General features: G+C 69.1%; 21 protein-coding genes and 2 pseudogenes. 10 read left to right on the plus strand and 13 right to left on the minus strand.

Features of this window, described 5'->3' with window-relative positions:
* Window positions 1-181: pseudogene (locus tag ACYVI5_RS06610) on the plus strand (orotate phosphoribosyltransferase); the annotation flags it as partial.
* Window positions 181-2460 (plus strand): septum formation family protein, encoded by a 2280-nt coding sequence (locus ACYVI5_RS06615; protein WP_460579508.1) that lies wholly within the window; start codon window positions 181-183, stop codon window positions 2458-2460. The pseudogene ACYVI5_RS06610 and the gene ACYVI5_RS06615, both read left to right, overlap by 1 nt.
* Window positions 2461-2572: 112 nt before the next feature.
* On the opposite strand, the gene ACYVI5_RS06620 is transcribed toward ACYVI5_RS06615, so the two are convergent.
* The 3 genes from ACYVI5_RS06620 to ACYVI5_RS06630 form a co-directional block, all read right to left on the minus strand.
* Window positions 2573-3178 carry a GNAT family N-acetyltransferase gene (locus tag ACYVI5_RS06620; protein ID WP_460579509.1) on the minus strand — a complete coding sequence of 202 codons (606 nt, stop codon included), beginning with the start codon at window positions 3176-3178 and terminating at the stop codon, window positions 2573-2575.
* Window positions 3179-3252: 74 nt separating this feature from the next.
* Window positions 3253-3618, minus strand: coding sequence for a cupin domain-containing protein (locus ACYVI5_RS06625; RefSeq protein ID WP_460579510.1), 366 nt, complete (start codon window positions 3616-3618; stop codon window positions 3253-3255).
* A 76-nt stretch (window positions 3619-3694) separates the two neighbouring features.
* Window positions 3695-4495: an HAD-IIA family hydrolase gene (locus tag ACYVI5_RS06630; protein WP_460536585.1), complete on the minus strand. Its 801-nt coding sequence runs from the start codon at window positions 4493-4495 to the stop codon at window positions 3695-3697.
* Between the two features lie 138 nt (window positions 4496-4633).
* On the opposite strand from ACYVI5_RS06630, the gene ACYVI5_RS06635 reads away from it, so the two are divergent.
* Window positions 4634-5308, plus strand: coding sequence for a TrmH family RNA methyltransferase (locus ACYVI5_RS06635; protein WP_460579511.1), 675 nt, complete (start codon window positions 4634-4636; stop codon window positions 5306-5308).
* A gap of 8 nt (window positions 5309-5316) precedes the next feature.
* Here ACYVI5_RS06635 and ACYVI5_RS06640 read toward each other — a convergent pair whose 3' ends face one another.
* From ACYVI5_RS06640 to ACYVI5_RS06675, 8 genes are all read right to left on the minus strand, one after another.
* Window positions 5317-6063 (minus strand): SDR family oxidoreductase, encoded by a 747-nt coding sequence (locus tag ACYVI5_RS06640; protein ID WP_460579512.1) that lies wholly within the window; start codon window positions 6061-6063, stop codon window positions 5317-5319.
* Window positions 6064-6168: 105 nt separating this feature from the next.
* Window positions 6169-7020 carry a metallophosphoesterase gene (locus ACYVI5_RS06645; protein ID WP_460579513.1) on the minus strand — a complete coding sequence of 284 codons (852 nt, stop codon included), beginning with the start codon at window positions 7018-7020 and terminating at the stop codon, window positions 6169-6171.
* 172 nt (window positions 7021-7192) lie between these two features.
* The gene (locus tag ACYVI5_RS06650) at window positions 7193-7966 is read right to left on the minus strand and encodes an SDR family NAD(P)-dependent oxidoreductase (RefSeq protein WP_460579514.1); all 774 of its coding nucleotides are present in this window, start codon (window positions 7964-7966) and stop codon (window positions 7193-7195) included.
* A gap of 129 nt (window positions 7967-8095) precedes the next feature.
* Complete coding sequence (locus ACYVI5_RS06655) at window positions 8096-10003, minus strand: YhgE/Pip family protein (RefSeq protein ID WP_460579515.1); 1908 nt, start codon at window positions 10001-10003, stop codon at window positions 8096-8098.
* Window positions 10000-10758, minus strand: a complete 759-nt coding sequence (locus ACYVI5_RS06660; protein ID WP_460536573.1) for a hypothetical protein — start codon at window positions 10756-10758, stop codon at window positions 10000-10002. The genes ACYVI5_RS06655 and ACYVI5_RS06660 overlap by 4 nt, the downstream gene beginning before the upstream one ends.
* Entirely contained in the window at window positions 10755-11417 is a 663-nt protein-coding gene (locus ACYVI5_RS06665; protein WP_460579516.1) for a TetR/AcrR family transcriptional regulator, read from the minus strand. Before ACYVI5_RS06665 ends, ACYVI5_RS06660 begins: the two co-directional genes overlap by 4 nt.
* Window positions 11418-11477: 60 nt before the next feature.
* On the minus strand, window positions 11478-14138 hold the full coding sequence (locus ACYVI5_RS06670; protein WP_460579517.1) for a DUF4062 domain-containing protein: 2661 nt from the start codon (window positions 14136-14138) through the stop codon (window positions 11478-11480).
* A 65-nt stretch (window positions 14139-14203) separates the two neighbouring features.
* Window positions 14204-15142: a LysR family transcriptional regulator gene (locus ACYVI5_RS06675; RefSeq protein ID WP_460579518.1), complete on the minus strand. Its 939-nt coding sequence runs from the start codon at window positions 15140-15142 to the stop codon at window positions 14204-14206.
* A 70-nt stretch (window positions 15143-15212) separates the two neighbouring features.
* Here ACYVI5_RS06675 and ACYVI5_RS06680 point away from each other — a divergent pair, with 70 nt between their 5' ends.
* The 4 genes from ACYVI5_RS06680 (at window position 15213) to ACYVI5_RS06695 (ending at window position 19247) form a co-directional block, all read left to right on the plus strand.
* Window positions 15213-16346: a YeiH family protein gene (locus ACYVI5_RS06680; RefSeq protein ID WP_460579519.1), complete on the plus strand. Its 1134-nt coding sequence runs from the start codon at window positions 15213-15215 to the stop codon at window positions 16344-16346.
* Between the two features lie 51 nt (window positions 16347-16397).
* Window positions 16398-16904, plus strand: a complete 507-nt coding sequence (locus tag ACYVI5_RS06685; RefSeq protein ID WP_460579520.1) for a DUF3151 domain-containing protein — start codon at window positions 16398-16400, stop codon at window positions 16902-16904.
* 170 nt (window positions 16905-17074) lie between these two features.
* Entirely contained in the window at window positions 17075-18373 is a 1299-nt protein-coding gene (locus tag ACYVI5_RS06690) for an adenylosuccinate synthetase (RefSeq protein ID WP_460579521.1), read from the plus strand.
* Between the two features lie 52 nt (window positions 18374-18425).
* On the plus strand, window positions 18426-19247 hold the full coding sequence (locus ACYVI5_RS06695) for a phosphatase PAP2 family protein (protein WP_460579522.1): 822 nt from the start codon (window positions 18426-18428) through the stop codon (window positions 19245-19247).
* 41 nt (window positions 19248-19288) lie between these two features.
* On the opposite strand, the gene ACYVI5_RS06700 is transcribed toward ACYVI5_RS06695, so the two are convergent.
* Window positions 19289-20449: a citrate synthase family protein gene (locus ACYVI5_RS06700; protein WP_460579523.1), complete on the minus strand. Its 1161-nt coding sequence runs from the start codon at window positions 20447-20449 to the stop codon at window positions 19289-19291.
* Window positions 20450-20538: 89 nt separating this feature from the next.
* On the opposite strand from ACYVI5_RS06700, the gene ACYVI5_RS06705 reads away from it, so the two are divergent.
* The 3 genes and pseudogenes from ACYVI5_RS06705 to ACYVI5_RS06715 all read left to right on the plus strand — a co-directional run.
* Window positions 20539-21894, plus strand: a complete 1356-nt coding sequence (locus tag ACYVI5_RS06705; RefSeq protein WP_460579524.1) for a citrate/2-methylcitrate synthase — start codon at window positions 20539-20541, stop codon at window positions 21892-21894.
* Window positions 21895-21957: 63 nt separating this feature from the next.
* The gene (locus tag ACYVI5_RS06710) at window positions 21958-22440 is read left to right on the plus strand and encodes a CinA family protein (protein WP_460579525.1); all 483 of its coding nucleotides are present in this window, start codon (window positions 21958-21960) and stop codon (window positions 22438-22440) included.
* Between the two features lie 4 nt (window positions 22441-22444).
* A pseudogene (locus ACYVI5_RS06715) lies at window positions 22445-22645 on the plus strand (RidA family protein); the annotation flags it as partial.
* Here ACYVI5_RS06715 and ACYVI5_RS06720 read toward each other — a convergent pair.
* On the minus strand, window positions 22597-23655 hold the full coding sequence (locus tag ACYVI5_RS06720; protein WP_460579526.1) for a BadF/BadG/BcrA/BcrD ATPase family protein: 1059 nt from the start codon (window positions 23653-23655) through the stop codon (window positions 22597-22599). The pseudogene ACYVI5_RS06715 and the gene ACYVI5_RS06720 sit on opposite strands and share 49 nt — an antisense overlap.
* Between the last annotated feature and the right edge of the window lie 34 nt (window positions 23656-23689).

Here is a 23689-nt window from a genome sequence, read left to right on the forward strand (position 1 = left end):
AGACACCTCCACGACCGGCGGATCCCCGCTCAAGGCGATCGAGGCGCTGAAGAAGGTCGGCGCCGAGATCGCCGCCGTCGCCGTCGTCGTCGACCGCAACACCGGCGCCCGCGAGGTCATCGAGCAGGCCGGCTACCCGTATCTCGCGGCCATCGGACTGGCCGACCTGGGACTCGCCTAGTGGCACGTATCCCTGGCGGCCCTGACGAGCCCGACGACAACGACGACGACCTCTCGTCGTTGTTCGGCGTCGGCGACGGCTCCGAGGGCGAAGCCACCGGCAACGATTCCGCGTACGACACCGAGGTCGACGACGACTATCCGGATGCCTACGAGCCCGCTTTCCCGCCGGTCCCGTCGGCCACACCTCGGCCCGCGCCTGAGCTACCGGATCCGCGGGCCGCGCCGCCTACGTACGACATCCCCGAGCTGTCGATGCCGATCCCACCTCGCCCGGAATCCACGCACCGCACGCCCACGAACAGCCTGTCGGGGGAAGGCGAGAGCACGTTCTTCTGGGGACTGACCCCGAACGACGAGCCCGACCCCCTCGTGCACGGCAGCGGTGCCAAAGATGAGGATGACGCATCCGCGGATGCTCACGACTCACGAGGCGAAGACGAGGAACTGCAGCACCACCGCGGCCTCGTACCGCCGACGGTTCCGCTCGCGCCTTACGTGCCGCCGGAGTTCGAGCGGCCCGCGGCGGCGGTCGAGTCCGCAACGCCTCAGCCCGCGGAACCCTGGGCCCCTGAGCCCGCGGAACCCCCAGTCCCCGAGTTCGCGGAACCCCCAGTCCCCGAGTTCGCGGAACCGGTAACGCCCGCGGCTGCGGAACCGCCTGCACCATCGCAGCAGCCGGGCCCGTTCGCGATTCCGCCCACAGGACCGACCGTTCCACCGATGCTTCCCGCCGTGCCGCCCAACGTCGAGGTCGTGCCCGGCACCGTTCCGCCGCCCACGATCGCGGTACCGGCGTGGACGCCGCCGGATCCGACCCCCGCTGCCCCTGCCCAGCCGGCAGCATCCGATTCGACCGGATCGCCGGCCGCAGCGCCTGAGGAGTCCGACGCCACTGCGGATGCTTCGCCCACGGAACCGGAGCCACCGTCGGCACCGGGAACGGTGACGCTGCCGTGGCTGCGACGTTCACGTCGGCGCGCCGAACAGGAAACCGCGGCGGATGCTCCGCACGCGCCGTCCGCACCCGGAGCGGTTCCCGTTTTCGGTGCACCACGTGCCGAACCGGCTGCCAAGCCACCGGTCGAGTCGGCCCCGCCGACGAAGCCGGTCGCGAGCACGTCGTGGTCCCTCTTCGGCGACCTGGTCGACGGGCAGCCGGAGACGTCGGGAATCGAGACGTCGGGAATCGAGACGCCCGGAATCGAGACACCCGGAATCGAGACGCCCGCGGCACCCGATGACCCGGACGCGACGAACGACTTGCGGGCGACCGAGAACGCCGACGGAGCGGCGGCGTTCGGCACCCTCCGAGACGACAACGAGGCACTCACCTGGCCATGGGGCGCTTCGGCCGTCGCGACGCCGCAAACTGCCGACGCAGCTGCTGATGCCACGGACGAGACCGCCACACGGAGCATCGCGGCTGCGGCCGAAGGAGCGAGCGCGGCGGGCGCAGGAGCGAGCGCGGCGGGGGCGGGAGCGAGCGCGACGGGCGCAGGAGCGGGCGCGACGGGTGCCGATGCCGCAACCGCGGCCACTGCGGCATCCAGCGGCACGGGCGCACCCGAGCACCGCTCACGTCGATCGCGGCGCTCGGCGTCGGGCGGGCCCGAAGGCTCCGGCACCACGGGCGGTTCAGCTCGCGCTCACTGGGGCAGCGGAGGCGGTTCCGGTCATCCCGACGACGACACGAGCGGGCCGTCGCCGCGAGCGCAGCGCATCATGCTGATCGTCGCCTGCGCCATGCTGCTCGTGCTGCTGCTCATCGCTCTGTTCATCGTGGGACGTACGGCCATGCAGCCGACAGCCGCCGTCACTCAGCGGCCCACGGCCACGAAGACCGCCACACCGACGCCCACGCCGACCGCGACGCCCGTCGCGACCGGACCGCAGGCTCCTGGCAAGCATCCGTGGAACACTCTGCGCGGCGGCGAATGCCTCCAGCCGTTCACGACGGCCTGGGCGAACACGTTCACCGTGGTCGATTGCGCGGCACCGCACGCCGGCCAGATGGTCTACACCGGGGTGTTCTCGACGGATCCGAAGGCCGCTTTCCCGGGCGCCGACCAGCTCGCCTCGCAGATCAACGTGCTCTGCTCGCGCCCGGGCGTGCTCAATCTGGACGCCGCCGGCCAGTACGACGACGCCCAGGTTCAGGGCAGTTACCCGGTCACGGCGAAGCAGTGGCAAGACGGGCAGCGCTCGTATTACTGCTTCGTGAGCCGGTCATCCGGCCAGCCGATCACCGGCAGCCTGGCCGGTCCAGGTCCGCAGTAGGCCGTCGTCTTGACGCGACTCGTCCGCTGAGAGCGCGGTGGTGCGAAGGTGCCGCACCGCTACCAGCGCTGACGTCTCAACGGCGGCGCCGGGTGCCTCGGTCTCTACGAGCTCAACCGGCGGAGGCTGTGTGCTGCGCGAGGCGGGCGTCGAGGCCCTGTCGCACCGCGGCCCACTCGTTGCTGAGAATGGAGTACGTCACCGTGTCGCGCACGATGCCCTTGAAGACCTGGTAGCTGCGCAGCACGCCGTCCTGCTTCGCGCCGAGGCGTTCGATCGCCGCGCGGGACTGCCGGTTGTGCCAGTGCGTGTGGAAGTAGACGGCGTTGCATCCGAGCGTGTCGAATGCGCGGCCGAGCAGCAGGCGCTTGGCATCCGGGTTCACGCCCGTTCCGTGGGCGGATGCCGCCATCCACGTGTAGCCGATCTCGACCCGCAGGTTCTCTTGCGAGATGTTGCAGTACGTGGTCATGCCGACGAGCTCGCCGGTGCGGGTGTTGCGGATGGCCCACGGCGCCATCGTGCCTTCTCGCTGAAGGGCCAGCCGGCGCTCGATCTCGGCGGCCATCCCATCGGGTGTCGGCACGGTGGTGTACCAGATCTTCCAGAGCTCGCCGTCGGCGGCGGCTCGGCCGAGGCCTTCGGCGTGGTCGAGCGAGAGCGGTTCGAGGGTGGCGAGAGGTCCTACGAGGGGCACTGTTTCGGCGAAGGATGTCACGGGTTGACGTTACCGCGGGTTGACGTGAGTCACGGTTCGGCCGCTGCTCGCACGCGACGTGCCACGGGCATCCGTCAGCCGAGCTCGCGGAGCTCCGAGGTCATCTCACCACCGGCGTCTCCCGTGTTGACGGTTCCCTTCGGCTCGAACAGTAGCGCCTGCACCTCACCGTCAGCGCGGGGGCAGTGCTCGACGCCCTTGGGCACCACGAACACGTCGTTCGGCCCTAGCACGACATCGCGATCGCGTAACTGGATCGTCAGGTCTCCGCTGATCACGAGAAACAGCTCATCGGTGTCCGGATGCGTGTGCCAGACGAACTCGCCCTCCAGCTTGACGACCTTGAGGTCGTAGTCGTTGATGCTCGTCAGCCGATGCGGCTGCCACGGTTCGGCGATCGTGGAGAGGGCATCCAACACGTTCCGCACATCCTCGGCCATCCCCTGAGATTACAAGCGAACCTTCGTCTCGTTGCCCGGAACCGCGGGCGCAGCGGATGCGGTGGGCGCTGATGCCTCAGATCGCGTCGGACTCCAGCGGCTCCTCCGCCACCAGCTGAAACACGCCGTCGAGCACCTCGTCGGGACGGAACGGATACCGCTCGATCTCGGATCGGTCGCTGATGCCGGTGAGCACGAGCACAGTGTGCAGGCCCGCCTCGATGCCCGCGACGATGTCGGTGTCCATGCGGTCGCCGATCATGCCCGTGTTCTCGGAGTGGGCGCCGATCTTGTTCATCGCGGAGCGGAACATCATCGGGTTCGGCTTGCCGACCACGTACGGCTCGCGTCCGGTGGCACGCGTGATCAGGGCGGCGATGGCGCCCGTCGCCGGGAGCGGACCGTCGGCGCTCGGACCGGTGGGGTCCGGGTTCGTCACGATGAACCGCGCACCCTGCACGATGAGCCGGATCGCCTTCGTGATCGCCTCGAACGAGTAATTGCGGGTCTCGCCGACCACGACGTAGTCCGGATGCGTCTCGGTCAGGATGAACCCGGCCTCGTGCAGCGCCGTCGTGATGCCGGCTTCGCCGATCACGAACGCGCTTCCGCCGGGCATCTGCGACTTGCAGAACGCTGCGGTGGCGAGGGCGGATGTCCAGATCGCCTCCTCGGGAACATCCAGTCCCGAGGCACGCAGCCGGGCGGCGAGGTCGCGCGGCGTGAAGATCGAGTTGTTCGTCAGCACCAAAAAGGGCGTGCCGGCATCTCGCCACTGCTGGATGAGCTGGGCGGCACCGGGCAACGCCTCGTTCTCGTGCACGAGAACACCGTCCATGTCGGTGAGCCAGCATTCGATCTCGTCGCGACCGGTCAATGAGCCTCCCTCGTCATCCTGCCTCAAGGGTAGTCGGGGCACGTGACCCTACGTTTCCCGCGGATGCCATGCACATGAACTCCATCGGTGCGGTTGCGACACAGAAGACGGGAGCGCAGCCTGCCTAGGCTGAAGCGCGTGCAGAACGCCGAGTCCCCCGCGCCGCAGCTACTGTCCGCTCCCGCACCTACGCCGGAGCAGTCGACGCATGGTGTCGGCCCGTGGCCCGGTGGGCCGGATGCCTGGCCCACCGACGATCGCTACGATCCGGAGCTGTTGGCGGGCGGCGACACGCGCAACGTCATCGACCGGTACCGGTACTGGCGCATCGAGGCGATCGTGGCCGAGCTGGATGCCCGCAGGCATCCGTTCCACGTCGCCATCGAGAACTGGCAGCACGACATGAACATCGGGTCGATCGTGCGCAGCGCCAACGCGTTCCTTGCCCACACCGTGCACATCGTGGGGCGGCGGCGGTGGAACAAGCGCGGCGCCATGGTCACCGACCGCTATCAGCACGTCGTGCACCACGAGACGATCGCCGACCTCGTGGTCTGGGCGAAGGGCGAGCGGATCCCCGTGATCGCGGTCGACAACGTGCCCGGCAGCGTGCAGCTCGAGACGTTCGACCTGCCGGAGCGGTGCGTGCTGCTGTTCGGGCAGGAGGGGCCGGGCGTCTCGGCCGAGGCGATGGATGCGGCGGATGCCATCGTGGAGATCGCCCAGTTCGGCTCGACCCGCTCGATCAACGCATCGGCGGCCGCGGCCATCGCGATGCACACGTGGATCGTGCAGCACGCGCGCCTGGGCTAGCGGCGCGATTACGAGCTCTGCGCAGCCAGCCACTCGTCGAACGTCTGCGTACCGAGCCGAGCATCCGGTCCGGGCAGGATTGAGCCGTCTCGCATGCCCTTGCCCATCGCGCCGGGCATCGTGAGGTTCACCACGAACCGCCTGGTGCCGGTGGCGGCGAGGTAGGCGCGGATCATCCGCGTCATCTGCTCCTCGCGCGGACCGGCGAGATCCCTATCGAGACCTCGAGGCTCCCCCACTGCTATCTCGGCGAGCGCCTCGCCCACCTCCGCTGCGGCGATCGGCTGGCATCGGGCGACCGGTGCGAGCTGGAGCGGCCCGAACGCCGCGCGCGTCGTCATCTGCTGAGCGAACTCGTGGAACTGCGTGGCGCGCAGAATCGTCCAGCCTCCGGGCAGAGCCATCACGATGCGCTCCTGCGCCGCCTTGCCCGCGTAGTACCCGCTGTCCGCCTTCGCGGCGCCCACGATCGAGAGCACGACGTGGTGCCGCACGCCTGCACGTTTCTCGGCGGCCAGGAGGTTGCGAGTCTCGGTGCCGAAGAACTTCACCGATGCCTTGCTCGACTGCGCGGTGGTCGAGCTCACGTCGACGACCGCATCCACCCCCTGGAGCGCGGCTTCGAGGCCCTCGGACGACGTCAGGTCGACACCCGTTCCGCGGGAGAGTGTGACGGCATCGTGCCCTCGGGCCTTCAACGCCGAAAGCACCTGGCTTCCGACGACTCCCGTGCCTCCCGCGACAGCGATTCTCATGCCTGCTCCTTTCGTGATGCGTCTCGATCGGCGGTGTCTAGTCGCTAGACACGGCTCATCGGTATGACCGGTTGGCGACGAGCTTTGTGACGCCCGCACCCGACATCACGCGGGCGCTCCGAATGACTCGGCGACGCGCCGGATCCCCTCGGCATCCAGCTGGAACACCGTCTCTCCGTCACGAGCGCTCGGCGCCGAGATCATCGCGATCCGAGGCGCACCGGATGCCGGCAGCTCGACGAGCGCGAACCCCGCGCCGATCGTGGCGCGCTCCGTGTCGGGCGGGGTCGTGACATCCGACGTGTTCGTCACTCCCGGGGCGACCACGATCGGGATTCCCCGCTCGAGCGTGATCAGCGGGTGGTGGTAGTGGCCGCTCAGCACGAGCCGCACGTCGGTGCCATCGAGCACGCCGAGCAGGGCGTGTGGATCGTCGAGCTCGAGGCGGCGCAGCAGAGGGGTGACCGCCCGCGTGGGCGGGTGGTGCACCACCACGACTGTGCCGAGATCGACGGGCTGCGACAACGTTTCGCGTAGCCAGGCGAGCTGGTCGGCATCCAATGATCCGTAGGCGGCGCCGGGCACCGACGAGTCGAGCGTGATGATGCGGTGCCTGCCGAGGGTGTGCACCCGGGTGCGGTCGCCGAGCACGGCGGTGAAGGCATCCGGATGATCGTGGTTGCCCATCGCGTACACCACCTGTGCGGCGCGCTCGGCCGCCCACGGCTCGACGAGGTCGCGCAGCTTCAGGTACGACGCCTCGGTGCCGTCGTCGCTGAGGTCGCCGGAGAGCACGACCGCGTCGATCCCCTCGATCTCGGATGCCTTCTGCAGCACGCGCTGCAAGGCCGCGGTGGTGTCGACGATGCCGTAGTGCAGCGATGCGTCTCCGTAGAGGTGGGTGTCGCTGATGTGCAGAAGGCGCAGATCGGCGCGTTCCTGGTGGGATGCCTTCACGCCGCCCACGATATCGGCGACTGAGGTGAGCGGATACCGAGCTCGCTCGGTATCCCGAACCGATGGAGCCGGTGAGGCTATTGCCGATACGCAGGAGGTGCGACCTTAACGGCGGGCCTCGCCCGTCGACAGCTCGTGCGGCTGGTTTCGACAGCCTCAGTTCGGCGGCGTCTCAGTGCGGCAGCACGTGCCGCATCGTCGTGAGCGGGCCGGCGAGCGAGCCGCCGTCGACCGGCAGGGTGACGCCCGTGATCCAGGAGGCGTCGTCAGAGGCGAGGAACGCGATCGCGGCGGCGATCTCGGCCGGCTCGCCGACGCGACCGAGCGGATACATCGGTGCGAGGGCATCCGGTCCGCCCTGGTGGTCCCACACCCGGGTCCGCACCGTGCCGGGTGCGACGACGTTGATGCGCACGCCCGACGGCCCGAGTTCGACAGCGAGGTTCTTCGCAAGAAGCGTGAGACCCGCCTTGGCTGAGCTGTACGCCGGTTCGCCGTAGGCCGCGAGCCCGTTGACCGAGCTGACCATGACGATGGAGCCCCGGCTCGCGATCAGCGCTTCGCGGCAGGCACGGATGAGGCGCATCGGCCCGTGCAGGTTGAGGCTGACGATCTCGTTCCAATGCGCTTCATCGAGTCCGTCCTCGACGAAGTGGTCGCCGCCCGCGACAGAGGCGAGCACGTCGACGCGACCGAACCGTTCGAGAGCGGATGCCACGGCGCGGTCGACGGATGCCGCGTCCGTCACGTCGCATTCGAACACCGCCGTACGCTCCAGGGTCGACCGGTCGTGCTCGGCGTGCTCCGCGAGCCTGGATGCCGCAACGTCGGGCTCGCGATCGAGCAACGCGACCCGCGCGCCCTCGTCGAGCAACCGCTGCGTGGTCGCCCAGCCGATTCCGTTGGCCGCCCCGCTCACGACGGCCACCCTGTCGTCGAACCTCATGCCGACACGGTATCCGCAAGTTGGAATTGTTTCGTTCAGGTCGCAGTTTCTGTCGTCAGGGGCCGTCCGAGGCGACGAAAACTGCGACCTGAAGCAGGGTGCGTGAGATGGGTCGGGCGCGAACCCGGGTCAGCCGATCAGGCTTGGCTGCAGGTCTCGCAGCGTGCGGTGGTGCGTCATGCGCACGACGCCGATCGACGTGATCACCAGGGCGGCCGCCAGCCACACGAGCAGGAACAGCGCATCTCCGCCGGCCAGTGACGCGTTGCCGCCATACATCGTCTGTCGTATGCCGTCCACGGCATACGACATCGGCAGCACGTGGTGCAGCCAGGCGAGCGGGGCCGGCAGCGTCTGCCAAGGGAACGTGCCGCCCGCACTGACGAGCTGCAGCACCATGAGCACGAGCCCGAGGAATTGGCCCACGCTGCCCAGCCACACGTTCAGCGCCAGGATGATCGCCGTGAACGTCACCGACGCGAGCGCCATGATGCCGAACGTCGCGGCGGGGTTACTCACTCCGAAGCGCAATCCACCCGCGACCACCGCGTAGAGCGCCACCATCTGGATGACGCCTAGCAGTGCGGGTGTGAGCCAGCCGGCGAGCGTAACCCGGAACGGCGACCGCAACGCCGTGATCGCGCGCCGCGACACCGGCTTCACGATGAGGAACAGGGCATAGATGCCGATCCATGCCGCGAGCGCCATGAAGAACGGCGCCAGCCCCGCACCGTACGTGCCAGCACTCGCCTCCTTCGACCTCGCGAGCTTCACCGGGGCGGCGATCGTGTTCGCCTGAGCCGCGCGCTCGGATGCCGTCGTCTGCGGAATCTGCTGCACACCGGCATCCAGTCCCGACTTCAGTTTCGCGGTGCCGTCGGCGAGCGTGCCGAGGCCGTCACGCAACGTGGCCGCTCCGGTCGCGGCCTGCGCGGAACCGTCCGCGAGTTGCGACGCCCCGCCGGCCGCCTGCTGGATGCCCCCGGTCAACGCCGGCGCGGATGCCGCCAGTTGCGACGCCCCCGCGGCGACCTGCTGGGATCCGCTCGCAAGCTGATCGACCTGTCCCACTGCGGTCTGCACCTGCTGGTTGCCACTGGTGACCTTGCCGCCGAGCTGATCGAGCTGGGACAGGATCGAGTCCGCCTCGCTCTGGCTGATCGCCCCCTGCTGCACCAGCGACTGGAGCTGTGCCTGGATGTCCGCACGCACCGTGGGCACGGCATCCGCCGCCTGCTGCGACAACGCGCCGGCTTGATTCGCGTAACCGGCGAGCTTGGTGTCGCCCGCCGCGACCTGCTGCGCGCCGTCCGCGAGCCGCTGGCTTCGCGCCGGCAGGTCTGCCGTTTGCGACGCCAGCGTGTTCAGTCCGTCCCGTAGCGACGCCGATCCCGCCGCCAGCTGCGACGTGCCGTCGGCGAGCGTGGCCGCACCGGCGTGCGCGGTCTGCGTGCCGTCGAGGAGCTGGCCGGTGGCATCCGCTGCCGTGGAGAGGTTCGAGCGGATGTCCGACAACGCCAGCAGGAACCGGCTCGCCGCCTCGCGGTTCACCTCCTGCACGATGGATGCCTTGATCGTCTCCGCCGCCTGCTGGCCGATCGTCGACGCGAGATAGCTGTTCGTGTCGTTGGTGGTGAGTGTGACGGTGGCCTTCTGGGGGTCGGTCGTGGAGGCGCTCAGGAGCTGCCGCGAGAAGTCCGCAGGGAGGGTGATCGCGAAGTCGAAGCGCTGGTCGTTCAGTCCCTTTGCGGCCGTCTCGGCGGGAACGATGTGCCACTGGAACGTTCCGTCGTCGACGAGCTGCTGCGCGACCTTGTCGCCGTAGTTCACCGCCTTGCCGTCGAGCGTGGTTCCGGTGTCGCTCACGACGATGGCGGCGGGGATCTGGTCGAGCTTCGCGTACGGGTTCTGGTTCGCCCACAGGTAGAGCGCGCCGTAGATGACCGGAACGCACATCAGCGCCAGCAGCGCGATGGTCGCCATGCGGCTGGCGGTGAGACGGCGCAGCTCCGCCGCGATCATCTGGGGGACCTTCATTCGTCACTCGATTCGGTGTGAGTGTCGTTCTCGATCACCGGTACGGGACGGGTGATCACGTCGGGCAGGCCGAACAGCGACCCCTCGCTGACGATCGAGGTGTCGGAGTCGTCGCGGGTGGGATCGTCGTCGGGGTCGGCGGCCTGCCACGGCGCCTCGAGACGCTCGACCAGCGAGCTGGCAGCGATCGCGGCGGCTGAGGCATCCCCGGCGATGACGAGCACCGCGAAGCCGCGCGACGCCACGTCGAGCGCGATGCGCCACCACGCGTTCGGGTCGCCGCCGTGCCGATCGGGTGCGGTGAGCACGACGCCCTGCACCCCTTCGCGCAGCAGGGCGAGCTCGACGAGCAGACGGATGCGCACGGTCGGCGGAACCTGCCCGATCGCGTCGCGCGCGTGCTTGGCAGCGCCGAGCGAGGCGAGCGTGCGCTTCACTGCGCGCACGCCGGATGGGCGGCCGGCGAACATGAGCTCCTCCGCGACGACGCCGGCGACGGTGATGTTCGGTGCAGGGTCGCTCACGTCGGGCGCGTCGACCAGCGCGATCGAGCGGCGCACGGCGGAGGCATCCGCCACACCGTCGATCGTGATGGTGCCCGAGCCGGGCTTCATGCGACCGGATGCCAGCAGCCCGAGCACCGTGGGGCGCTGCTCCGTCTCGGCGCGAGCGAGAACCGCCTCGCCGGTGCCGTACGTGAGCGTCACCGTGTCGAGGGCCGGCCGCTTCGACACGGCGTTCAGCGCGATCCTCATGCCCGTCCCTCACCTGATGCGCGGTACGCGAGCTCCGGGGTCTGCTCGACGAGGGCATCCGCCTCGCGCCAGCCCAGCCCGGCCACGCTGAGAGCGGTGATCATGACGAGTGTGTGACCGGCGCGGGCATCGAGCCCCTCGTGCGTCGCCTCGGTGAGCACGTCGAGCGCGGCACGCTCGATCAGGCGGGCCAGCGCATCCGGGCGGATGTCCCGCCGCAGCACCCCATCGCGCACGCCGCGCCGCACGGTGTGGCGCAGCTTCGCCCGTGCCGGCTCGAGAGCCTTCGCGACCAGCTCCGTGTATGGACCGCGCACCGCGAACTCGGCGGTGACGCTGGCATGCTGCACCTGCGCCCAGAGGGTGGCGCCGTACAGCGCGATCTCGATGCGGGCATCCTCGTGCACGATCGGAACGACGGATGCCGCCATCCGCTCGGCGCCGAGGCGCAGCACCTCGCGCACGAGCTCGTCGCGGTTGGCGAAATGCCCGTAGACCGAGCGTCTGCTCAGTCCCGCCTCGGCCGCGATGGCCTCCAGTGAGGCGTCCACATCGGCGTTGAGTACACGCACGGCCGCGGCGATGAGCGCCTCACGGTTCTCTGCGGCATCCCGCCGGAGAGCTCGTGCGCGAGAGGATGTGCCGGGAACGGTGGACATGCCGCCATCCTATTATCTTGCACACAGATGTGCAAGATAGCCTCGCGTGATCGGATGCCGTCACTTCCTGCTGAGCCCGGCTGCGGCCGCCTCCTGCTTGTCCGGGGGCAGCGCCAGCCGCATCACCTCCGCTGGAGGCATCCGGCGGCCTCGCTCCTCCGCGTCGCGCATGCGATCGGGAAACGCGGTGCGCAACGGCTCCAGATAGGCGGGGTGGTAGACGAACGCCGCGGCGTCGTACATGCCGGACTTCTTGCGCATCTCCTGCGCGGCTCCGGCGAGGAGTCCGGCGCGCTCTACCTGCCCACGAAGCGCGGCGATCGCGCACAGCCCCTCGATGCCGTATGCGGCGCCCTCCAGGTGGCCGAGCGTCGCTGAGACATAGGCGGCATCGGCGAAGGCCGGCTCCGCCTCTTCGAGGCGGTTCTGGAACAGCAGGAGCCGAGCGACGTGGTGCTCCGTGATGGTGATGGCGAACGCATCGTCGGTGCGCCGGGAGACCTCCGCGCCCTGTTGGTAGTGGTGCAGAGCGGCGTCGTTGTCGCCGTCGAGCATGTCGAGTCGGCCCATCGTCACCCAGGCGACCGCTTCGCCCCATCCGTCACGCGAGTGCCGGAACAGCTCGATGGCTCGTTCGAGCTCTGCTCGTGCCGCGACGCGGTCCTCTCCGTCGATCTGGGCTCGGGTCATGGCCGTGCACCCGAGAGCGACCGCGACTGCCGCCTCGTCGTGCTCCGCTTCGAAGGTGCGGCGCACCTGCTCGAATCCGTCTACGACCGTCCCATCCGGCGACCGCCACATGAGCATCCAGAGAACGTAGAAGCGCGCGACGGCCGAGGCGCGCTCCGACACCGGCGCAGCGGAGTCGAGGATCTCCTGCATCCAGATGCGCACCTCCCCGAAGAATCCGCCGATCCACCAGAACACGAGCAGGTTCCAGGCGAACTCGGCGGCATCGTCGAAGCGACCGGTGGAGACGAGATAGCGGATGGCCGAGCGCAGGTTGGAGCGTTCGCGTTCCAGCCGGATGAGAGCATCTGCCTGCCCCGAGCCCTTCAGCTTGGGGGCGAGGCTGCGGGCCAGTTCGAGGTAGTGCGCGGCATGGGCCGCGCGCATGGCGGGCTCTTCGCCTGATTCGCGCAGCTTCTCGAGCGCATATTCGCGCACGGTGGCGAGCATGGAGTACGACGGGTTCCCGTCCGCCTCGTGCAACCGCACCAGGGAGCCGTCGATGAGGTCGTCGAGCCCATCCAGTTCGGCGCCGGTCCACGTGCGCCCGGCACCGACCGACTCGACGGCCTCGAGCGTGAACTGCAGAGAGAAGACCGAGAGGTCGAAGAGCAGAGCGCGGTCCCGTTCGCTGAGCAGGTTGGCGCTCCACTCGATCGTGTTGCGCAGCGTGCGCTGCCGAGCGGGTAGGTCGCGTGGCGCGTTGACCAGAAGGGAGAGCTGGTCATCGAGGCGATCGAGCACGCTGTGCGGGGTGAGCACGCGCATGCGTGCCGCTGCCAGTTCGATCGCCAGCGGCAGGCCCTGCAACTCCGAGCAGATGCACGCGACGGCGTCGGCGTTCGATTCGTCGAGCACGAAATCGGGACGAACAGCCGTAGCGCGAGCGACGAACAGCTTCACCGCATCCGAGGCCTGGGCCGTCTCCACAGTCGCCTCTACGCTGTCGTCGGGCACCCCGAGCCCGGGAAGCTCGTACACTCGCTCGCCGCGAATGCGGAGCACGCTGCGGCTCGTCACGAGGAACGACGCTTCGGGTGCGATGGAGTACAACCGCACGAGCATCGGAGCGGCGTCGGCGAGCTGCTCGAAGTTGTCGAGCGCGATCAGGATGCGCTTGCCGGCGAGCACGATGGAGAGCCGGTCCTCGACCGAGACCTCGCCGGTGTCGCGCACGCCGAGTGCGTACGCGATCGTGGGAAGCAGAAGGTTCGGCTCCAGTACGTTCTCCAACGGCACGAAGTAGGCGCCGTCGGCGAACTCGTGCCGTGCCGCCTCCAGCACCGCCAGAGCGAGCCGGCTCTTGCCGACTCCGCCCGGGCCCACGAGGGTGACGACCCGCTGCGTTCCGTTGCGCAGCAGCTCGACGATCTCGCCGCTCTCCCGAGAACGCCCTACGAGCGGGGTGTAGCTCGGCGGGATCGGCCGCGCGGCATCCAACGGCGCCAGCTCCGTCACATCACGAGGGTCGGCGACCGCCGTCGGCACACGTGCTTCGGGATGCCTGTCGCGGCTCTCGTCGAAACGCTCGGCCAGAAGCGTCGAGAGGTCGGCGGCGACGAGTTCCGCGAGCTGCTCGTCGGAGTCGAAGCTGACGTACGCCGCGTTGTCGTCCTCGCGGATGCGGTCGATGAGTTGCAGGAGCCGGTCGTCGCGGCGCTCGGAGGACTTGATGTAGATGAGCTTCGGCATGTCGGGATCGGCGAGGTTGTACTCGTCCTCCAGGCCGGAGACATCCTCGCCCGGGGCCACCCATCCGTACTTCTCCCAGTACAGGCCGACGAAGACATCGCTCTGATCGAGGTACGCGCGGTACAACGAGCGCGGAGGATGAGGTCGCGCCCCCAGCTCGAACATCACCGGAGCCAGGCGCAACCGTTCGATGGCCGCGCGCGCGGCCTTGCGCTCGGGTTCCAGTTCGCGGAGCGTCGAGCTCACGAAAACGCGAAGTCGCTGATCCGGCGTTCTGATGGCCCCTCGGGTGGTAGCCATGCAGTTCATTGTGCTGCGAAGCGGATGCCCGGGACACGACCCCTTTCAAGGGCCGTTTCCCCCGTTCAAGGACCGTTCGATGCACGAGCGATGCCCACGAGGTCGGCGGCGGCAGGCAGCAGCGACGCGGCATCCGTCCACACGGCGTGCAGTGTGCGTACCAGCTCCAGGCCCGAAACCGGCACGGCCACGAGGTCGCCGGCGCGCACCGCAGCGCCCACCGCGAGCTCGCTGAGCACAGCCGGCCCTGCTCCGCTCGTCACTGCCACGCGTACCGCCGCGTTGCTGGACAGCTCCAGGATCGGCTCCGCCCGCCGGTACCCGGCCAACGCCTCGTCGAGCGTGGTGCGCGTGCCCGACCCCGGCTCGCGCACCACGAGCGGTGTCGCCGCGAGCTCAGCCGCGCCGAGCGGTCGCTTGCGCCGCGCCCACGGGTGCTCGGGCGAGACCACCACGACGAGCCGGTCGTGCGAAACGGCCGATCGGCGCAGCGAGTGCGGAACTCCGGGCGACTCGACGAACCCGACGGCAGCGCGCCCGGATGCCACCAGATCGAACACCTCGCTCGAGTTGTGCACCAGCAGGGCGACATCGAGACTCGGATGCTCGCGCCTGAGCCGCGTGAGCCACAGCGGAATGAGGTACTCGGCCACCGTGAGACTCGCGGCCACCGTGAGGTGCGAGTTCTGATCGCGGCGCAGTGCCGCGATCGCGGTGTGCAGCTCGCGGGCTGCACCCAGCACGGCACCTGCCCAGTCGACGACGACATCGCCGTCGGCCGTGAGCCGCGATCCGCGCGGCGATCGCTCCAGCAGCCGAACGCCGAGGCTCTTCTCCCATGCGGCGAGGGCGCGGGATGCGTTGGGTTGCGCCATGCCGACGGCCCGTGCGCCCGCGCTCAGGCTTCCGTGTTCCGAGACGGCGACGAGTAACTCGAGCACGGCGAGGTCGGGCCAGCGCTCGCCGCGCCGCGGCTCCGCGTCGGCCATGCCGGAATCAGCCATATCCAAATGATATGCGGCTATGCGAAACCGGCGTCTACTGCGGAGCGGCGCTGGATTCCAGGCTGGAATGGTGACCAGCACCGCACCCATCCCCGTTCCCGCAGAGGCCGAAGTCGCAGCCACCTCTACCGAACCGACGGGGCCGCGCTCGCGCGGAGCGGCGGCTTCCTCCCCGCAACCTCACGGCCCGCGGTCGGGCAGCACCACTGCCGCGTTGTGGCGCGGAACTCTGCGGGTGGCGCCCGGCCTCGCGGTGTGCGCGGTGGGGGTCGCGATCGCGCTTGTCGTGGCATCCGTCATTCCGGTGCTCAGTGCAACCCTCATCGCCATCGTGCTCGGAGTGCTCGTGCGCAACACGCTGCCCGTGCCGAGCGTGCTCGAGGCCGGACTGACGTTCGCGGCGAAGAAGCTGCTGCGGCTCGGCATCGTGCTGCTCGGCCTTCAACTGATGCTCGGCGACGTGCTCGGTCTCGGGTGGGGCGTCATCCTCATCGTCGTCGCTGTGGTCGGCGTCGGCTTCACCGGAACGCTGCTGATGGGCAGGTGGCTCGGCGTTCCCTACTCGCAGCGGCTGCTCATCGCCGGCGGTTTCTCGATCTGCGGCGCATCCGCCGTCGCCGCCGTGGACGGCGTCATCCAGACCGAGAAGAACGAGGAGGTCGTCGCGGCCGTTGCGCTGGCCACCGTGTTCGGAACGCTGATGATCCCGTTCATCCCTTTCGCGAGCTCCCTGCTCGGACTCACCGAGCGCGAAGCCGGCATCTGGGCGGGCGCTTCGACGCACGAGGTCGCGGGTGTCGTGGCGGTCGGCGGCATCATCGGCGGTGGAGCGCTCGCCGTCGCCGTGGTCGTCAAGCTCGCGCGCGTGCTGCTCCTGGCCCCGATGATGGCCGTGGTCGGCGTAACGCACCGTCGCCGCACCGGAACGGATGCCTCAGGCAAGCGGCCGCCCATCATCCCGCTCTTCGTGGTGCTCTTCGTCGTGATGGTGGTCATCCGCTCGATCGGGGTTGTGCCCGAGCCGGTGCTCGACGTGGCGAAGACGGCGCAGGGTGCGGTGCTGGCGGCCGCGATGTTCGCGCTGGGTGCCGGGGTGAACATCCGCAAGCTGGTCAAGGTGGGCGGACGTCCGCTGCTGCTGGCGCTGCTCGCCACCATCCTGGTGACCGGCATCGGGCTCGCCGGAGTGCTGCTGCTGCGCTAACCCACGGTATGCCTCCAGTTACGGAATGCCCGGCTCGTTAGCATTGGCCATATGACCGCCGAGGACCCGGACGACCACTCCGAAGACCAGCGCGAGATACGTCTCGCGGCCGATCGGAACGTGATCATCGAGCTGCTCGACGCCGGCGGCGAGCCGGAGGTGCTGAAGCTCGTCGTGGCCAGGTACCCGCGCTCGCCCCTGGCGTGGGCGAAGCTCGCGGATGCCACCTACCATCCGGATGCCGCGCTCGAGTCGTACGCGTACGCTCGGGTCGGCTACTACCGGGCGATCGAGGCGCTGGAGGCCGCCGGCTGGGACGGCACCGGCACCGTCCCGTGGTCGCACGAGCCGAACCGCGGTGTGCTGCGCGCGTTCTACGCGCTGCGCCGCGCCGCCGATGCCATCCGCGAGCACGATGAGGCGGCCCGCATCGACGAGTTGCTCACGCAGTGCGACCCCACGGCATCCGCAGAGATCGAGGCGTCCCGCACGGCGCCCATCCCGGTGCAGAACCCGTCGCCGCCGACGGAGTCGTTCGTCATCCGCGGCGAAGACTGACAGGCATCCATCCTGCGGCGGAGCCCGCCGGCGAACAGGCCTGTCTGAAGACCCCCGTATCGCGGCTACGCCGCTCACCGGCTCCATCGGCTCGGCAGAGCGAGCAAGCTCGCTCTGCTCTCGCCTAAGTCGCCGATAGGCTGGATGGGCCGCAAAACGCAAGGAGCATCATGCCCGCATCAGTCATCGTCGGTGCCCAGTGGGGCGACGAGGGTAAAGGCAAGGCCACGGATCTTCTGGGCGGCCGCATCGACTACGTCGTCAAGTTCAACGGCGGCAACAACGCCGGCCACACGGTCGTGATCGGCGACGAGAAGTACGCACTGCACCTGCTGCCTTCCGGCATCCTGACCGAGGGCGTCACGCCCGTCATCGGCAACGGCGTGGTCGTCGACCTCGAGGTGCTCTGCGACGAACTCGACGGTCTCATCGCCCGCGGTGTCGACGTCTCGCGCCTCGTGATCTCGTCGAACGCGCACATCATCACCCAGTACCACCGCACGATGGACAAGGTGACCGAGCGCTTCCTCGGCAAGCGCCAGATCGGCACGACCGGGCGCGGCATCGGGCCGACGTACGCCGACAAGATCAATCGGGTCGGCATCCGCATTCAGGATCTGTTCGACGAGGGCATCCTGCGTCAGAAGGTGGAGGGCGCGCTCGACCAGAAGAACCACCTGCTGGTGAAGGTGTACAACCGGCGCGCGATCTCGGTCGACGAGGTCGTTGACGACCTGCTGTCGTATGCCGAGCGCATCCGCCCGATGGTGGCCGACACGTCGCTGCTGCTGAACCGGGCGCTCGACGAGGGCAAGCAGGTGCTGTTCGAAGCGGGTCAGGCCACGATGCTGGATGTCGACCACGGCACCTACCCGTTCGTCACCTCGTCGTCGTCGACGGCCGGCGGCGCCGCGACGGGCTCCGGCGTGGGTCCCGGCCGCATCGACCGCGTGATCGCGATCGTCAAGGCGTACACGACCAGAGTCGGCGCCGGGCCGTTCCCCACGGAGCTCGACGACGAGATGGGCGAATGGCTGCGCCAACGCGGAGCGGAGTTCGGCACGACCACGGGCCGTCCCCGCCGCACCGGCTGGTACGACGCCCCCATCGCCCGCTACGCCACCCGTGTGAACGGGGTGACCGACTTCGTGCTCACCAAGCTCGACACGCTGACCGGGCTGGAGCGCATCCCCGTGTGCGTCGCATACGACGTGGACGGCGTGCGCCACGACGAGGTTCCGGCGTCGCAGAGCGACTTTCACCACGCCGTGCCGATCTACGAGGAGTTCCCGGGCTGGAGCGAAGACATCCAAGGTGCGCGCTCCTTCGAGGATCTGCCCGCGAACGCTCAGCAGTATGTGCTGGCACTCGAGCGGATGTCCGGGGCCAGGTTCTCGGCCATCGGCGTGGGACCCGCGCGCGATGCGATCGTGGTGCGGCACGACCTCTTGGAGCCGTCTGCGCGTTGACGCGGCATCGCGCTCTCAGGAACGAGCCGGATCGCGATGTGAGGATTGTGCGGTGACCTCGAGACTGCGTGCGTGGCCGTTCTTCGTGGCCGCGCTCGGGCTGTTCGCCGGGTTCGTCGCCGTCTACATCTTCTTCGTGCGCACCTATGCCGGGCAGATCGTCGACGAGCGGGCCTTCAACGGCGCGTACAGCCAGCACGACGCGATCGCCACGTTCTCCGAGCGGTTCCTCGATGTGGTGCCGCTGATCGCGTTCGGGGCCGGCATCGTGCTGACGCTGTCGATCGGCGTGGTCACTCGCCGATGGCGTCAGCTGGTCGTGGGGCTTGTGGTCTTCGGTGTGGCGTGCGTGCTCGCGGAACTGTCGAAGTACGTCTTCCTCTCCCGGCCGGAGACCGGCGCCACAGATCCGTTCGGCAACTCATTCCCGTCGGGGCATACAACAGTTGCCGCTGCGGCGGCGTTCGCCGTCTTCCTCGTGACCACACCGCGTTGGCGGCCGGCCGCGGCGCTCGGCGGGGGAGCGTTCGCGGTGCTCACGGGCGTCCTCGCACTCGTCAGTCAGTGGCACCGGCCGAGCGACGTGGTGGCCGGCCTCATTCTTGTGGCCATCTGCGGATGCCTCGGCACCGGCGTTCTCGCACTGCTCGGACTGCCTGCGGCGCGTCAGCGGTCCGCATCGCTTGCATGGCTGTGGTGGGTCTCCGCGATCGCCGCTGTCGTCTCGCTGATCGCGTTCGTGCTCATCTATGCCACTGTTTCCGACCACGGCCAGCATCTGCAAGTGGCCTACGTCGGAGGCGTCGCTGCCGTGCTCGCCGTGGGTGCAGGGTTCACCGCAGCCGGAAACCGGCTGTTCCGCACGGTGGGGTGATGCCGGCAACCGCTGGCGCTCGAAGCACCTCTACGGCACCTCTACGCGGGCACGTAGCGGGACGACGGCCGGATGATCTTCGGATCCCGCGCCTGCTCCAGCACGTGCGCGGTCCAGCCGACGATGCGCGCCATCGCGAACGTGGGCGTGAACATCTCCCGCGGAATGCCGCATTGCTCCATCACGATGGCGGCGTAGAACTCCACGTTCGTGTGAAGCGCGCGGCCCGGCTTGTACTCGGCGAGCAGACGTTCGGCGACACGCTCGTATTCCACGGCGAGCTCGACGCGTGGGCCGCCGAACTCGAGGGCCGCCTCCCGCAACAGCCGGGACCGTGGGTCGGCCGTGCGATAGACGGCGTGACCGAAGCCCATGAGCCGTCGACCCGCTGAGAGCTCGCCGCGCAGGTACCGCTCGATGCGCGCGCCGTCGACTCGAGGGGAGTCGGAGCCGACGGCATCCAGCGCGTCCAGTGCGCGGCTCGGGGCGCCGCCGTGCAGCGGCCCGGAGAGCGCGCCGAGGGCACCGACGATGCAGGACTCCATGTCTGCACCCGTGGATGCGATCACCCTCGCCGTGAACGTCGACGCGTTGAATCCGTGATCGATCGTCGCGATGAGGTACGCGCTCAGCGCGCGTATGGCGCGATCGACGGGCTGCCTCCCGGTGACGCGGAACAGGTAGTCCTCGACGACGCCCGTACCCGATGAGCTGACGGGCCACGGGTCTTCGCCTGCGCGAGCACGCTGGAACGCGGCGAGGATGCCTGGGGCCACGGCCGCGACCGCGAGCGCTTCCTCGACGCGTGCCGCGTCATCGAGGTCGTACAACGGCCGGGCCCCGCGCGCGGCGGCGAGCATGGGAAGGGTGGCCTGCAGTCCCCGAAGCGGGTCGATCTGCCGGGCGGCGGCATCCACCACGAACTGCTGCACTTCCGGGGGCGGCGTGCGCAGGCTCGTGACGAGTTCGTGGAAGCGGGCGTCGGCATCCGGCTCGGGCAGCGACCCCAGCACGAGCAACTGCCATGCGCGTTCGAAGTCGCCGGCGCGGGCGAGCTCGATCGCGTCATGCCCTCGGTAGTGATAACGCCCCTCGTCGCCGAGCACGTCGCCGATCGATGTCTGCGCGACGACCACCCCGGCGAGGCCCCGCGGCACCTCGATGGGCTGTGGTGGACGCGCTTTCGTGTCTGCGACTGACATGGCAGCCTCCTCGATGACTGAACGGACGATTTCAGCGTGCGACTTGATCGTGCATCCGTCAATGTTGATCGAATCAATATGATGAGTCCATGGATGCTTCGCTGCCGCGGCTGACCGCCGCTCAGGCGGCCGCACGACTCGGCGTGCGGCAGCAGACGCTCTACGCGTACGTGTCGCGCGGTCTGCTCGCACGAGAACGCGGCGCCCACGGATCCACGTTCGATGCGCTGGAGATCGAGCGGTTCGCAAGCTCGCGGCGGCGGAGCGGCCGGGGTGCTCGAGAGGACCAGTCGGCTGGGACATCCGGATCGCCGCTTATGGTGCTCGACACCGACATCGCGCTGATCGAAGACGGTGAGCTGTTCCTGCGCGGTGTGTCTGCCGCGGAGCTCGCGTTGAAGTACCCCTACGAGTCCGTGGCACGCTGGCTGTGGGGCGCGGAACTGCAGGCATCCGCCCCGGTGTTCGCGCCGGACGAGTACGCCATCGCGTCGGCCCGCGCGGCCGTCGCCGCACTGGGTCGCGCGCCAACGCCGCTCGATCGCGTGCAGGTCGCCGTGCCCGTTCTCGGTGCGGCCGACCCGACGAGGCACGACCTCGACCCGGATGCTGTGCGCGCGGCAGCCGAGCGGATGATCGCCGGCGTGGTGGCGACGCTGGGCGGTCCCGTCCTCCCGTCGTCACCCGCCGAGAAGTCAAGAGTTGCGATGACGGCAAGGGAATTGCCGCGGAATTCGACTTCTCGGACGGGCGAGGGAGCACCCGAACCAGGTGGCCTCGCGGCTGCCGTGTGGCAGGCGTTTACAGACAGGACGCCGTCTGCGGCGGAGGTGCGCGCCCTGAATGCTGCACTCGTGCTGCTCGTCGACCACGACCTTGCCGTGTCCACGCTGGCGGCGCGGGCCGCGGCATCCGCTCGGGCGACCCCGTATGCCGTGGTGTCGAGCGGCCTCGGCGCCCTGGACTCCGCGCTGCATGGGAACGCGAGCGGTGCGGCGTGCGAGCTGATCCGTCTGGTGCTCGCCGGAACGGATGCCCGCACCGCCCTCGCGCAGACCGTCGCGCGAACCGCCCGCCCGGCCCCGGGTTTCGGCCACTCCCTCTACCCGGGGATCGACGCGCGCGCAGGCATCCTGTTGCAGCTCGTCGCCGAGTTGCCGGAGGGAGCCGTCGTGGTCGATGCCGTCGACCGCCTCGCCGCGGAGGTTCTGTCGCGCACGGGCAGACATCCGAATGTCGACCTGGCGCTCGCCGCGCTCACCATCGCGGCGCGTATGCCGTCGGATGCCGGCGCGGCGATCTTCGCGATCGGCCGCATGGCCGGCTGGATCGCACACGCGCTCGACGAGTACGGGCAACGGCCCTTGCGGCTGCGTCCGCGCGGGCGGTATGTCGGGCCGGATGCCGGCACACCGGCTCGAACAGCGACGGCGGCTGACGAATAGCCGCCGCCACAGGGCTCGGTCAAGGCCTGTCAGTGGCAGTGACCGTCGCGATACAACCGGAGCATGTCTCCAGGCGAGCTGAACGACGAGTGCATGACGGAGGCGTCGAGCATCGCGCGGCTCGCGCAGCACAAGGCGCTACGAGTGGCGTGTGCCGAATCGCTCACGAGCGGCGCAATCGCGAGCCATCTCGGGGCGGCGAGTTCGGCATCCGAATGGTTCGCCGGCGGCGTGGTCGCGTACTCGGCGCAGCTGAAGTTCGACCTGCTCGGCGTCGAGCGAGGGCCCGTCGTCACGGCCACGGCTGCAGAACAGATGGCGCGTGGTGTCGCAAAGCTCGCCTCCGCCGACGTCGCACTGGCCGTAACCGGCGAGGGCGGCCCTGAGCCAGCGGAAGACGCACCCGTGGGCACGGTGTATGTCGCCGTCTGGGGCCTGGGCGTGCACGAGGTGCGCGAGTTCCACTTCGACGGCGGTCCCGGCGACATCGTGCACGCCACCGCGTTGCAGGCACTGCGGATGCTCCGCGCGGCGGCCGAGAAGTAGCGCCGCAGCCGTGGCATCCATCCGCGACGTGATCAGCACGAGGGTGCTCGTCGCGACGACGAAGCAATCGGATCTGGGCACCGTGTGGCAGATCGTGCGCGACACCTTCGGCGACCACGATGTTCCGAGCACGCTGATGGGTGTGACGGTGTTGGGCTACGACGACCAGCTCGTCGAGATCGAGGCGACCGCGGTCGTTCGGTGATCGATGCCTCGCGAACCATCCGTGAGATCCGCTCGTCGCAGGTGGGCAAGCAGGTCATCGTTCCAACCGATGCCCGCCAGCTCGTAAGCAAGAAGCGCTGCGCCGTGCAGTGGGCTGAGCGCCGCGGGCACGATTGCGACGGGAACCGCACTCGGCTCCTCGGCCAGCGCATCGGCAAAGCGGCTGCGGAACGACGGATGCGTCGCGACGGCTCCTTCGAGTGCGACCTGCACGGGATCGTCGCCCACCACCGGCGCCAGCAGCTGCACGCTCCGTGCCGTCTTTCGAGCGAGCTCGCGAAGGGCCCGATCAGCCAGAGGTGAGGTCTCCGCCGCCGCAGTGATCGTGGGTGCGAGGCGCCCGTACCGGGGCATGATCTCGGTGCGTTCCGTCCTTCGAAGGCCGAGGATGATCGCGCGCAGCTCGTCGACATCGCTCGCGCCCGAATACGCGAGCACGTCGGAGACGAACCCGGCATCATCCTCCCTGGCTGCTCCGATCAGGACCATTTGCACCGCGTCGAAGGCCAGATGCCGTGCGGCACCGGCGTAGTGCTCGAACCAGCCGTTCTCCACCTCGCGTCCATCGGGGGTGATCGCCAGTGCCGTCGATCCTGTGCCGGCTATGACGATCACACCCGCTTTGCCGAGCAGTGCTCCGCGATGGGCGATCACGGCATCGTTGACGAGCGACCGCGGGCAGCTCGCCGGGATCTCTTTGAAGAACTCTGCCGCCCACCGGTTCACGGAGTCGTCGAGGGGACTGGACTTGATCTCTGCGATTCCCGCTGCAAGGCCCACAGCGTTGGCTGCATCAAGGTCGGCAAGCAGCAGGCACTCGCGCACCGCCCGAGCCACGTTCTCGGCGGCGTTTCTGTTGTGGAACGGGCTTCCGCCGCGACCGGTGAACGTCGAGAGCGGCGAGCCGTCGAGGCTGAAGCATCCGACGCGTGTGTGCGTTCCGCCGGAATCCACCCCGATGACGAACGGATCTCGGTTGTGCGAATGCATGGGCCGAGCCTATTGGTCGCCGACTAGCGTGGGC

It is taken from the genome of Humibacter ginsengisoli, assembly GCF_054780095.1.